Annotated in this window: 11 protein-coding genes and 1 other annotated feature; of the genes, 7 read left to right on the forward strand and 4 right to left on the reverse strand. The window is 42.2% G+C overall.

From position 1 onward, the window contains the following. The first annotated feature begins 27 nt into the window (after window positions 1–27). Window positions 28–720 carry a 50S ribosomal protein L1 gene (gene rplA, locus Q0C76_RS07165; RefSeq protein ID WP_295731446.1) on the forward strand — a complete coding sequence of 231 codons (693 nt, stop codon included), beginning with the start codon at window positions 28–30 and terminating at the stop codon, window positions 718–720. A gap of 165 nt (window positions 721–885) precedes the next feature. On the opposite strand, the gene Q0C76_RS07170 is transcribed toward rplA, so the two are convergent. Further along, the gene (locus Q0C76_RS07170) at window positions 886–2,217 is read right to left on the reverse strand and encodes an APC family permease (protein WP_295731448.1); all 1,332 of its coding nucleotides are present in this window, start codon (window positions 2,215–2,217) and stop codon (window positions 886–888) included. 318 nt (window positions 2,218–2,535) lie between these two features. Next, window positions 2,536–2,654 (forward strand) — a sequence feature (ribosomal protein L10 leader region). A 29-nt stretch (window positions 2,655–2,683) separates the two neighbouring features. Here Q0C76_RS07170 and rplJ point away from each other — a divergent pair. Both rplJ and rplL read left to right on the forward strand, forming a co-directional pair. After that, entirely contained in the window at window positions 2,684–3,184 is a 501-nt protein-coding gene (rplJ, locus tag Q0C76_RS07175) for a 50S ribosomal protein L10 (protein ID WP_295731450.1), read from the forward strand. 66 nt (window positions 3,185–3,250) lie between these two features. Beyond that, on the forward strand, window positions 3,251–3,616 hold the full coding sequence (gene rplL, locus Q0C76_RS07180; RefSeq protein ID WP_295731452.1) for a 50S ribosomal protein L7/L12: 366 nt from the start codon (window positions 3,251–3,253) through the stop codon (window positions 3,614–3,616). Between the two features lie 101 nt (window positions 3,617–3,717). Here rplL and thrC read toward each other — a convergent pair whose 3' ends face one another. Then, window positions 3,718–5,211: a threonine synthase gene (gene thrC, locus Q0C76_RS07185; protein ID WP_295731454.1), complete on the reverse strand. Its 1,494-nt coding sequence runs from the start codon at window positions 5,209–5,211 to the stop codon at window positions 3,718–3,720. 112 nt (window positions 5,212–5,323) lie between these two features. Between thrC and Q0C76_RS07190 the strand changes: the two genes are divergently transcribed. Both Q0C76_RS07190 and thrB read left to right on the forward strand, forming a co-directional pair. Next, window positions 5,324–6,598 carry a homoserine dehydrogenase gene (locus tag Q0C76_RS07190; protein ID WP_295731456.1) on the forward strand — a complete coding sequence of 425 codons (1,275 nt, stop codon included), beginning with the start codon at window positions 5,324–5,326 and terminating at the stop codon, window positions 6,596–6,598. Window positions 6,599–6,611: 13 nt separating this feature from the next. Beyond that, window positions 6,612–7,472: a homoserine kinase gene (gene thrB, locus Q0C76_RS07195; protein WP_295731458.1), complete on the forward strand. Its 861-nt coding sequence runs from the start codon at window positions 6,612–6,614 to the stop codon at window positions 7,470–7,472. Between the two features lie 108 nt (window positions 7,473–7,580). Here the strand turns inward: thrB and Q0C76_RS07200 are convergent, their stop codons facing one another. Both Q0C76_RS07200 and Q0C76_RS07205 read right to left on the reverse strand, forming a co-directional pair. Beyond that, the gene (locus Q0C76_RS07200; protein WP_295731459.1) at window positions 7,581–8,987 is read right to left on the reverse strand and encodes a glycoside-pentoside-hexuronide (GPH):cation symporter; all 1,407 of its coding nucleotides are present in this window, start codon (window positions 8,985–8,987) and stop codon (window positions 7,581–7,583) included. A gap of 12 nt (window positions 8,988–8,999) precedes the next feature. Next, window positions 9,000–11,183, reverse strand: coding sequence for an alpha-galactosidase (locus Q0C76_RS07205; RefSeq protein ID WP_295731461.1), 2,184 nt, complete (start codon window positions 11,181–11,183; stop codon window positions 9,000–9,002). A gap of 190 nt (window positions 11,184–11,373) precedes the next feature. On the opposite strand from Q0C76_RS07205, the gene Q0C76_RS07210 reads away from it, so the two are divergent. Together Q0C76_RS07210 and Q0C76_RS07215 are read left to right on the forward strand one after the other, a co-directional pair. Beyond that, entirely contained in the window at window positions 11,374–12,411 is a 1,038-nt protein-coding gene (locus Q0C76_RS07210; RefSeq protein WP_295731463.1) for a LacI family DNA-binding transcriptional regulator, read from the forward strand. A gap of 44 nt (window positions 12,412–12,455) precedes the next feature. Continuing rightward, complete coding sequence (locus tag Q0C76_RS07215) at window positions 12,456–13,019, forward strand: TIGR01440 family protein (RefSeq protein ID WP_295731465.1); 564 nt, start codon at window positions 12,456–12,458, stop codon at window positions 13,017–13,019. The last annotated feature ends 25 nt before the right edge of the window (window positions 13,020–13,044 follow it).

Raw genomic sequence — 13,044 nt, forward strand, 5'->3', positions numbered from 1 at the left:
CCACATTTGCAAGGAGGAAAACACAAGATGGCTAAAAAACATGGTAAGAAATACCTTGAAGCGCTCAAGAAAGTTGATAGCAAAAAAGAATATGCTGTTAACGATGCGGTTCAATTAGTAAAGGATATTGACTTTGCAAACTTTGACTCCACAGTTGAAGTTGCATTTAAATTAAACGTTGACACTAAGCAAGCTGATCAACAATTACGTGGTGCCGTTGTATTACCAAACGGTACTGGTAAGGACCAAACAGTAATTGTGTTTGCTAAGGGTGATAACGCTGAAGCTGCTAAGAATGCCGGTGCTGACTTTGTTGGTGACCAAGACTTAGTAGAAAAGATTCAAGACGGTTGGTTAGACTTTGACGTTGCAATTGCAACTCCGGACATGATGCCACAAGTTGGTCGTTTAGGTCGGGTCTTAGGCCCAAAGGGCTTAATGCCAAACCCAAAGACTGGTACGGTTACGATGGATGTTGCTAAGGCTGTTGAAGAGTCTAAAGCTGGTAAGGTTACTTACCGGACTGACCGTGATGGTAATGTGGCGGTACCTTTTGGTAAGGCTTCATTCGATACTGATAAGTTAGTAGAAAACTTGAAGACGATCGAAGATATTATTGTTAAGTCTCGTCCAGCTTCTGTACGTGGGACTTACATTCAACATGTTTCAATTGCTTCAACATTTGGACCAAGTGTTACGCTTGATTTAACTTCTTTCTAATTAAGTAAGGCATATTAAAAGAGGAATCTGAATTTAATTTCAGATTCCTCTTTTTTGCTTTTTGTATTAATGTTAATGCAAGCTAATTCTAGCTACGCTTATTAACAAGATTTACCAATCTTGGTCATTAATAGCTGATAATCAGGATTGGCGAAGAATAGCTAATTAACCTTTTTGATAAAACATTTTTACAAAGTAGAGAATTGGTAAGCCGACAACCACAATGCCAATAAAGAGGATGACCCCAGCTGGATCGTTGAACATCTCACTAATGAGCACAAAGAAGCCACCGACGATCGCAACAATTGGAACCAATGGATAGAGCGGCGTGGAAAACGGTCGTTTCACAAACTTATTCCGCTTGCGGAGGATAAAAACGCCAAAGAAGGCTAGCATATAGAAACAGTAAACGGTAAATACACAGAGATCCGATAAATGGTCGGGATCAAAGAACAGCATCATGATGAAGGCCAGGGCCACGATAAAGATGGTAGCGGTAACCGGAGCTTTGCCCTTTGGGCTTAAGTAGGCGAGAAACTTTGAAAACGGAATATCTTTACGCTTCGCCATTGCGTATACTATGCGCGGGAAAGTAAGCATTTTACCGTTTAAAGTGCCCATCATTGAAATAATGATTCCGGCAGAGAGCAGTTTGCCGCCCACTTGGCCAAATGCTTTTGTCGCAAGGTAAGCGGTAGTGTTTTCTCCTAATCGATGAATTGTGCCCACTGGTAGAAAACGCAGAATACCGACGGTAATGAGCGTGTAGATGATCAGGACGGCAGTGATTCCAAAAATAATGGCTTTTGGTAATAGCTTCTGGGGATTTTTCATTTCGCCACCAAGGTTAGCGATGAGAATCCAGCCATCATAGCCGAACAGAGTTGCCAAGACGGCAACCCCAAAGCCGCCCGAAGTTTGATGGATTTCACGCATGGTTTGACCAAACGCATTCTGATGTCCCCAGAAGAGGCCAAAAATAATGATCGCAGCAATTGGAATGAGCTTACCGAGCGTAGTAATGACTGAGAAAAGAGCACCAACCTTGTTTTCTAAGAGGTTCATTAATCCAATTAACCCAACAGTAATAATTGCTAACGGAATTCGCCATTCATTCCCGAGGCCAAAGAAATTTGCCATCAGAATACTCATAAAACCAGCAACTGAGGCGATAATTGCTGGTCCATATACAATGATTTGCATCCAGCCAGCAAGGAACCCAAGAATTCTTCCGTAAATGTTTTCAATGTAAATATACAAACCACCAGTATAAGGCATTTGAGCACCAATCTCAGCGACGGTCAACCCACCGGTTAAGGTGATAATTCCTCCAAAAACCCAGGCAAGGATTGCCATTGTGGAAGAACCGGCACTATCGAGAACGGAACCCTGCTTAAAAAAGATTCCGGAACCGATAATGGTTCCAATCACGATTGAAATTGCCGAGCCAAAACCTAACGACCGTTTCAGATCTTCGGTTGGTTGTTGATCCTGCATAACTAATTCCCCCATTCTTTGACACAATAAAAGCCGTCCCGTTCAACCATTCATAATCCGATCAGTGGTTGAAAGAGACGGCTCATTGATTTCTTTTTTAAAATTAATGAATACCAAAATCACTCAACCACATTTATAGATGATGAGGTTGAGGCAGAGGACATATTAAGCTGTGTTAAGTGATGCTGTAACATTACGCTTTCCTCCAGGAATTTTGATTGGTATTAGAATACCATTAGAAAAAATTAACGCAAGGAATTATTTTAATTTTTATGATTGCTTGCAAAATAAAAGATAATTATGTATACTATCCAAGTGGTTATAAATATGACTCTGCCTAAGACTCAGGTGACAAACGTCTCAATCATACCTGCCGAGGAAGAAATGAAATGTTCCTTCTCTATGTCTGCCGGTCATAGGGATTTTTTTAAATCCGTGCCAAATATAATATAGGAGGTGTAATTTCATGAGTGAAACAGCTATTGCTAAAAAGGCTGAAGCCGTTAAGGTTGCCAATGGTTTATTGACCGATGCTGAATCTGCCATCGTTGTTGATTACCGTGGTTTAACGGTTGATGAAGTCACAGATTTGCGTAAGCAACTTCGTGATGCCGGTGTTAAGATGGTCGTTATTAAGAACAAGATCTTGGAACGGGCCGTTGAAGGCACTGACTATGAAGACTTGAAGAGCACTTTTGTTGGCCCAACTGCAGTTGCCTTTTCTAACGAGGACCCAATTGCTCCTGCAAAGATTATGAAGAAGTTTGCAGAAGACCATGATGCTCTTGAAATTAAGGGTGGATTCATTGAAAAAGACATCAAGACTCTTGATGAAATTAATGAATTCGCTGAATTGCCAAGTCGGGAAGATCTTCTTTCTATGCTTGCCTCTGCATTGCAAGATCCAATGCGGAAGATCGCACGGGCTGTCAAAGCCGTTGCCGACAAGGCCGACGAAGCCGCATAATTGTGCAGTTTCATTTACATTTAGATTATCAATCAAACAAGAATTAATTATTGGAGGAATTTAAAAATGGCTTTTGATAAGGATGCTATTATTGCTTCATTAAAAGAAGCATCAATCTCTGACCTTAACGACCTTGTTAAGGCAATCGAAGACGAATTTGACGTTTCTGCTGCTGCTCCAGTTGCAGTTGCAGGTGCTGCTGGTGGCGACGGTGCTGCTAAGGACAGCTTCACTGTTGAATTAACTGAACCAGGTGCTGCTAAGGTTAAGGTTATTAAGGCTGTTAAGGATATTACTGGTTCAGGCCTTAAGGATGCTAAGGACCTTGTTGATAACGCACCATCCGTTATTAAGGAAGACGCTAAGGAAGACGAAGCTAAGGACATCAAGGCTAAGCTTGAAGATGCCGGTGCTACTGTTACCCTTAAGTAGTTTTAACCAACTAAAAGGACTGTCACTTTGGCAGTCTTTTTTTGTATGAAAAAGCGGTGTTGACTAAGGATCCTGGAGGATCGCTAATCAACACCGTTTTATTATTTTAACTTGAGAATTTCACTAATGGTTGCTGCCATTGCGGACGGTTCAATTACTTGCTCAGCTTTGGAAGACTGTTCAAATAATTGTTGCACATTAGCATTCAATGGTTGTTTAAGCACAGACTGAAGTTGCTTGATTGCGGCCAACCCGCTGGTTGCTATTTCTTTGCCAGTAATGGCTTTGTAAACCGTTTCGGGAAATTTATATGGACTGGCCGTTGAAACGATTACCATTGGTGTATCATCACGGTGTTGTGACTGATACTGACGGGCCACGAATGAGGCAACAGCAGTGTGTGGATCAATGGCGTAACTATTTTGCGCATAAATTTTGTCGATCTCTTGTAAGACTTGTTTTTGAGTTGCAAAGCCAGCGTTAAAGGTGGCACTCAGTTTGCCAAGGACGGATGAACTGATTTGGTAGCTACCGCTTTGGTTTAACTGATCCATTAATATCTTTACCTCAGTAGCATTTTCATCATACAAGTCAAACAGTAGTCGCTCTAAATTACTGGAAACCAAAATGTCCATGGCTGGTGAATTAGTTAGGTAAAATGGTCGTTGGCGATCATACTTGCCACTGTTAAAGAAATCGGTAAGAACATTATTCTCGTCAGAAGCACAAATTAGTCGATTAATTGGTAAGCCCAGTTTTTTTGCGTAGTAGCCAGCTAGAATATCACCAAAATTGCCGGTAGGTACCGCAAAATTCAGTGGTTCACCAGCCTGGATGACATTACGACGAACTAACTGCCCGTATGCACTCAGGTAGTAAACAATTTGCGGCACTAGCCGACCAATATTCATGGAATTAGCAGAAGAAAATTGAAAACCATTCTGCCGTAATTCTTGATTAAAGGATTGATTATTAAAAATAGCTTTAACGGCCGTTTGTGCATCATCAAAATTACCATCAATCGCAATGGCCGTTAAATTTTGACCACGTTGACCCAACATTTGGTGGAGTTGAACAGGACTCACGCCACCATGCGGGTAGAAAACAATAACTTGGGTACCTTCCTGATTGCTAAAGCCACGCATTGAAGCAGTTCCAGTGTCCCCAGAGGTAGCAGTTAAAATGATAATTTGGTTATTAATTTGTTCGATTGTTAGGGCTCTTTTCATTAACCGCGGGAGGGCTTGCAGAGCAATATCCTTAAACGCCAGAGTAGGTCCATGGAATAATTCCAGGTAATAATTACCGCTATGCTGAGCGGAAACGGGGGCAATTGCATCTTGTTCCCATTGTGAACCGTAAGCATCCTTGACAATCGTAGTTAGCTGTTCAGGGGCCAAATCATCGAAGAACCAGCTTAAGACTAGTTGAGCAATTTCTTGGTAGTTCATCCTGGAAAGATTCTTTAGTGGCAAATTAACCTTTGGAAAATCAACTGGGACGAACAGGCCGCCGTCAGGAGCCAATCCTTGGATAACAGTTTGCGGGGAATTTAATGCTTCTGTAATCGAACCACGGGTACTGCGATATTGCATGAAAAAGCCTCCATTTCGAAGAATAGTGATTATTTATTGGTTATTGTAACCTGTGAGGGACGTATGTTACAATGCTAAAAATGAAAAAATAATGAGAAAATGAGGTGGCATGATGGAAACCATTCAAATCGGGATGCTCGGCTTGGGAACGGTCGGTTCTGGTGTTTTGCAAATGATCCAGCATAATGAAGATAAGGTGGTTAATGTCACCGGACGGCAGTTAAATGTTAAGCGAGTCCTCGTTAAACACCCAGCACATCATCAAGACGTTGCTAACCAAGTCGCTTTGTCCACTTCAGTAGATGAAGTGATTAACGATGACGAAATTCAGATTGTAGTTGAACTGATTGGTGGAATTCACCCAGCAAAAGAATACATTGAAGCGGCTTTACGCAACCATAAAAATGTCGTGACTGCTAATAAGGATCTATTAGCAACATATGGACCCGAGTTAGTCAAACTTGCTCATGCTCACCATTGTGATTTGATGTATGAAGCGAGTGTGGCAGGTGGAATTCCAATTTTACGGACGATTACTAATAGTTTTGCAGCTGATAAGATTACTGAAGTCAAAGGAATTGTCAACGGAACCACGAATTATATTTTGACACAGATGAGCCAGCAGGGCTGGCCGTATGATCAAGCGTTAAAAGCGGCCCAAAAACTTGGCTTCGCAGAAGCAGATCCGACCAATGATGTGACTGGCAAGGATGCTGCCTACAAGATGGTGATCTTAAGTCAATTTGCTTTTGGCACGCAACTAACGATCAATGATTTTGCGGTCACGGGGATTGATCGCTTAAATGGTTTTGATGTTCAGCAAGCGGGCAAGTTTGGTTATGTCATTAAATTGGTAGGAATCGCCCAAGTGATTGGTGACGGAGTGTTTGTTGAGGTGGCACCGACTTTGGTACCAGTTGATCATCCTTTGGCAACCATTAACAACGAATACAATGCGGTGATGGTGACTGGGGAAGCCGTTGGTGACACGCTATTTTACGGTCGTGGAGCAGGTGGCTTGCCAACTGCCAACAGTGTTTTAAGCGATATTATTTCAGTGACAAAGAACCTCGTTTTGAAGACTAATGGTAACTTCTTTAATAACTATCAACGTCAATATATTCCCGCTGCGGTTAGTGAAGTAGTTTATCCATACTTCTTATCGATTACTATGCCAGATGTTACTGGTCAGATGTTGAAATTAACCCAAATTATGACGGAAATTGATGCCAGCTTTAGTCAAATTACACAGACCGAGGCAGATGGACTCGCCCATATTGTGATCATTACACATAAAATGACGTCACAGCAGTTAGCGGCCTTTAAAGCACGCGTGGCAGATGATTCCACCATCAATTTAGGGGCGGCCTACAAGGTCTTAAAGTAGGGTGGTGAACTAAATGGAAATACAAGTTCCGGCATCTAGTGCAAATTTGGGACCAGGATTCGATTCCATTGGGATTGCGGTGTCACTATATTTACATTTAACAGTAGTGAAGACTAGTAACCAGTGGCAAGTGGATCATCAATTGGGCAACCTGCCGCATGATCAGAACAATATGATTGTCAAAACGGCATTGAAAGTTGCCCCTAATTTAAAGCCTCACCATCTCCGTGTTCAAAGTGATATTCCGGTAACTCATGGACTGGGAAGCAGTTCGAGCGCGATTGTTGCTGGAATTGAGTTGGCAAACCAATTAGCACATTTACAACTAAGCAATGAAGCCAAGGTTGAAATTGCTAGTCAATTTGAAGGGCATCCTGACAATGTTGCGCCGGCAATTTTAGGTGGCTTAGTAGTGGGCACAAATGTAAATGATCATTTTGCTGCTGTGGAGGCCCCCTTGCCACCGTTTGATCTGGTTGCTTATATTCCAGCTTATAATTTAGCAACCAAAAAGGCGCGGGCAGCGCTGCCTCACCAACTTGATTATCAGCAGGCAACTCACGCGAGCGCGGTTGCCAATACTTTAGTGGCCTCATTGTTTAGCTGTAATTATCAAATGGCTGGCGAACTCATAGAAGCGGATGAATTTCATGAACAGTATCGTGCTTCACTAGTTCCAGAACTCGTAACAATTCGAAACTTAGCTCATCAAAACACTGCTGTTGCTACCTACTTGAGCGGAGCAGGACCAACCGTGATGACAATCCTTCCGCATGAACAGACTCCACCGTTTATCGAGAGTCTGCGGGGAGCTGGTTTAAATGATCGGGTGGAAATCTTGCATCCTGATCAATCAGGAGTGATCGTCAATTAGGAAGTTCATTGGTAATTTAAAAGGCGGCTCACGTGATTAAGCGTGAGCCGCCTTTTTGAGGCCGAAGCATCAAATTAAATTAATGAGTTAGATAGGGAGTTATGAAATTTAATTGTTGCTATCTTCGGCCTTGATGTTTTGAGCAATCTTATTAACGATGTCCTTGTGCATCTTTTCGTCCAACTTAACTTTAGCGATGAAGATGATCATCCCAATTAAGATGCAGAAGAAAGGAATGTAGAAACAGAAGGACTTAAAAATAAAGATGTCGTGAGTGGAGATGGAAGCAGCAGTTGCATTCCCGGTCATGCCGGCCAAGCCAGCAATGAGTCCAGTTAATCCAGTAGTGACAGCGCCACAGAATTTATCCAGCATTGGCCGAACAGCTGAAGTAGCTGCTTCGGAACGGTGACCAGTTTTCCATTGTCCGTATTCCACACAATCTGCGATGGTTAAGAGTAACACCATGAAGACCAGTGGGTTTGCTAAGGTATAAAGAACTTGGGCAACTAGCGTCATGGCAACGGTTTGGGTAAATGAGAAGATGATAAAGGCAATTAGTTCTACACAAAGTGCGCCTACCATGATCTTACGCCGACCGAAGTACTTTGCCAAAGTTGGGTAGGAAATGATGGAAATAAATCCAGTTACCATCCCAACCCAACCAACCAGGGCCCAGCTAGATTGCGCATTCAAAACGTAACGGAAGTAGTAAAGTAAGAAGTTGTTTGTTGTTGAAGTACCTAAACAATAGATGATGTAAGAAAGTGACATCCAAAGCAGTTGGTCATTGTGAACTAACGTATGGAAAACTTGTTTCAACGTAATCTTTTCAGCGTTTTGATCGGTGACGATGGAGTCCTTTTCCTTCGTTCCAAAGGCAGCAAAACAAGATCCAATTAATTCAACTAGCCCAACAGTCAAAGCAAACATAAACCAACCATGAACAGTAAAGTTTTTGGAACCGGAGAAGAAGGTCAATAGTGAAGCATAGACAACAGTAATGATGTTCCCACCAAGGGTTGAACCAATCCGAGCACCAGTTGCGGTAAAGCCACGATCATCTGAGCTAAGGGACATTGCAGGGAGTAATCCCCAGAAAGAAATGTCCTTAAATGCATAAACTAAGTAAAGGGCAAGAAATAAGATTGTGAATAGAACCAAGAAGAGGGCACCATTACTGGTTGACATCCCACCCATGGTCGTGAAGAGGAATGGACTACAGATTCCTAAAATCAGCCCAGTACCAAAGATCCATGGACGGTACTTCCCCCATTTAGAGTCGGTTTTGTCAATCATGGAACCAATAAATGGATCCAGAACTAATTCGATAATCCGGATAATCATTAAAATCATTGTCACAATGGCGACCATTTTGGTGGTGTAGCTTTTGCTACCATTGGAGAACATTAAACTTGTAATAAACATGAGCATGTATGTGTTTAGAATCCCATAGAAAGAATCATGACCAAATGCTCCTAAACCGTAACAGATTGTGTTTTTCCATTTACTCATAATTAGACACCTCTAAACTTCCTTAAAGTAATGAACTTCTGACAGGTAATCACCAACATGGGTTGGATCTCTAAATAGACCAACGTTCATAAGCTCGTCCCCACCATAGATTGAGCTATTTTCTTCTTCGCGGTAATCGCGGTACGGATCGAGGGCGACCATCTTTGTGTTAACGATTTCCATCCGATTCGTGTGCTGTTTTCTGAACATAAATAAGAGGGCTTCTGATTTGTCAGGACTGACAAATTCCCAGGCAACAGTATTGCCCTTGAACGGACTTTCCAAGCGATAGAAATCACCATATTGGATTAAGTGCCGATGCTTTTTGTAAAAGGCGATTTGTTTTTTCACTAATTTTTTCTCTTTGTTAGTTAGATCGGCGAGATCAAGTTCGTAACCAAAGACACCAGCCATAGCAACGTCACCACGGGTCTTAAAGCTAATGTCGCGACCAGTTTGCTGGTTTGGTGAGACTGAAACATGGGCGCTCATCGAAGAGATTGGATAAACTAGGGAAGTCCCATCCTGAATTTTTAGCCGTTCGCCAGCATCAGTATCATCTGATGGCCAACTTTGTGGCATATAATAAAGAATTCCAGCATCAAAACGGCCCCCGCCACCAGAACAACCTTCAAAAAGAATGTTGGGATAGCGCTTAGTTAAGCGATCCATTAAGTCATAAACCCCTAAGATTACTCGGTGGGCAATTTCACCCTGATGTTCAGCAGAAGTTGCTTTCGAGAAGACCTCGGTTAGATTACGGTTGCAATCCCATTTAATGTAATCAATTGGCACATGATCTAAGATGGCACACATTTGCTTAAAAATGTTATCGACAATTTCTGGACGGCTAAAGTCCAAAACTAGTTGGTTTCGCGAAAGAGTTGATCCCCGGCCGGGTTCGGCTAAGGCCCAATCAGGATGTTTTTGGTAGAGTTTAGAATCAACTGATACCATTTCTGGTTCAAACCAAAGACCAAATTTCATCCCTGCATCATGGGTTTGCTTGGCCACGCGCTGGAGGTTGACTTTATCATGGTTAACAAACCAGTCGCCAAGTGAAGAGTTGTCATCATTACGATGACCAAACCAGCCATCGTCAAGGACAAACATTTCAATTCCCAGTGGCTTAGCTTCCTTGACAACCTCATCGAGCTTATCGTTATCAAAGTCGAAGTAGGTCGCTTCCCAATTATTGATGACGATTGGACGATCAGCATACTTAAACTTGCCGCGGGCTACCCGTTCACGAAGCAGGTGGTGGAATGCCTGTGACATTCCGTTCAGTCCTTTTGTACTATAGACGGTGATTGCTTCTGGAGTTTGAAATTCCTCACCAGGTTCAAGATGCCAAGTAAAGTTAAAATCATTAATACCTGCAATTAGTCGTGTTTGATCGATTTGATCCCGTTCAATGGAGATTTGGTGATTACCTGAGTAGACTAGCAAGATCCCCAATGCGTTACCACTGAATTCATCAGTATTTGGATCCACCAACGCAGCAAATGGGTTCATATGATGGGAACTGGAATCCCGACGACTTGAAATTTCAAAAATTCCTTGATGTAGACCAATCCGTCGGGTTTGTCGCTCAAGCGCATATTGCCCCGGAAGGTATACCAGATCGTAGTTGTGCTTTGGTAAATCGAGTTGCAAAGACGCAATTTTTTCAATATCAATTGATTGTTGGCTGGTGTTTTTCAAACGTGCGTTGCGAGTGATGACTGGCCGATTTTTATAAATTGTGTAAACCAAGATCAGTTCAACATCCAAGGTTTGGTCTTTTAATGTGACTTCCAAAGTTTCCGCTTCGTCATCATCGTTAACGTATGATGATGGTAAGCCGTTTAGTGTTGGTTTTCCGGAAATAATTCTGTATGAATCATAACGAAAGTCCGTTAATCGTGCCCCATCTGCCCCTTTAATCGTAATAGCAGGGAGGCGATAGTCACCGGTATTATTACCAGAATATTCCTGTAAGAGGTCATCTTTTGAATAAGTCCGATCTGTCGAGTGCGGAAGGTTACCAGAAAAACCACGATCTACTCGTGGATAGCGACGTTCACCATGGTAGTGACGAATTTTCGGTCCATAGTAAAGATGACTTAGTAGACCGCCCTTTTCAATCGAGAATAAGTAAGAGATTGAAGAATTGCTAAGATTAAAAACCTGTTGCTTTTCATCGAAAGTAATCATAACGTAACTCCCTTTCATTTGATGTTTCAAGAGTAAAATAAAAAGCGCTTACAGTAAACGCTTTCTTTGATTTCAACAATGAAACAAACTTTAATATCCCTGATATTATCACGACTTGAAACGTTTACTATTTTATTGGTAAACATTTAGTGGTATGCTAATAAACAAAAAAACAGTGAGGTAGTTAGGAATGGCAAGTATTCGTGATATTGCAAAAGAGGCCGGTGTTTCACCCGCTACCGTTTCACGGGTGTTAAGTCAAGATAAAAAGTTTTCAGTCCGTTCGTCAACACGGAAACGAGTGATGGAGGTGGTCAATAAACTTCATTATGACCCACGGGAACATCGTGACATGGTTCAACCCATTCCTCACCGTGACCGTCAGATTATTGTCTTATGTTCGCTGACTAGTAGTCAAGAAACGCGAGATCTGTATTTTGCAACAATTGATGAGGCAATTCATGAAGAAGCTGAGATGCTCCATATTAAAGTCGGAGCGTTTGTGCGTTTCCCAAATCCAACATTTGATTATGCAGTTGTCGAAAAATTTGATGGGGTCATTATTATTGGAACGTTTAGCGAACGGTTTTTAAATAGCTTGCATCGTTTTAATCGGAATATGGTCGTGGTTGATGAGTACCGGTATTTCGATCAATTTGACCTGGTAAGGAATAATTATCATGATGAAACGGTACGAACATTAGATCTGCTGTATCAACAAGGCCACCGCAAAATTGCGTTTATCGGCGGTGAAATTAATCAGATGGAAAAGGCCGGGATTACTGGTGAAAAAATAATGGATATTCGGACTTCTGCGTATTTAAATTGGATGCAGATTCATCACTTGCATTCCAAAAATTTAACTACTGATTGGAGTACTCACGAAGGGTACCAGGCAATGGAAGAATTGTTGAATAGCGATACCTTGCCAACAGCAGCCATGGTCGCCAGTGATCAATTAGCGATTGGTGCGTACCGGTCAATTCAATTGCATCATTTAGTGATCCCCGAAGATTTAGAGGTGGTCAGTTTTAACGATTCACAGGTTGCCTCATATTTAGTGCCTTCGTTATCGTCTGTTCATGCACCCAGTAAGGAAATGGGGCGTTCGGCGGTGCGATTATTGTTAGATCGTTGGCATAACCGACGGACAGTTCCGTGGCAGGTAGTCTTGCCATCAAAGTTGATCCTTCGGGAAAGTACAACGCTTTCGAGCAAAAAGGGTTGAGTTAATTCATTAAAGTTAGGTACAATTTAAGCGAGGTGATGATGATGACAGTTAACTTAGCAGAGATTAAGCAGCAAGTCACTCAGGGTGTGAATGAGTTACTTGAGGAAGCTCATTTACAAGCTGGAGACACATTCGTTCTCGGTATTTCAACTAGTGAAGTGGCGGGCGTCAAATTGAGTGGTGCGCCATCTGTTGATGTTGGACGGACCATTGTTAATACGCTGGTTGATATTTTATCTCCCCTGCAGATTAATTTGGCAGTGGAAGGATGTGCTGAAATTAATCGCGCCTTGACGGTTGAACGCCAAGTTGCGGAAGAACATCATTGGGAAATCGTAACGGTTTATCCATCAGTGAATGCAAGCGGTGCAGCCCAGATTGCTGCTTTTGAGCGTTTTGAAGACCCGGTGGAAGTTGAACATATTACTGCTCAAGCCGGAATGGACATTGGTGATTGTGATATTGGAATGCATGTCCAGTTCGTTCAAATTCCCGTTCGAACGTCAATTCAAACAGTTGGTCAGGCCCATACACGATACTTACGTTCACGCCCGAAATTAGTTGGTGGAGAACGAGCTAAATACACCTGGAAACCGTTCAGTTAAAAAGAAAGCCGCAGTTTAGTGATTG

The organism is uncultured Limosilactobacillus sp., assembly GCF_934202705.1.
Taxonomy (GTDB): Bacteria; Bacillota; Bacilli; order Lactobacillales; family Lactobacillaceae; genus Limosilactobacillus.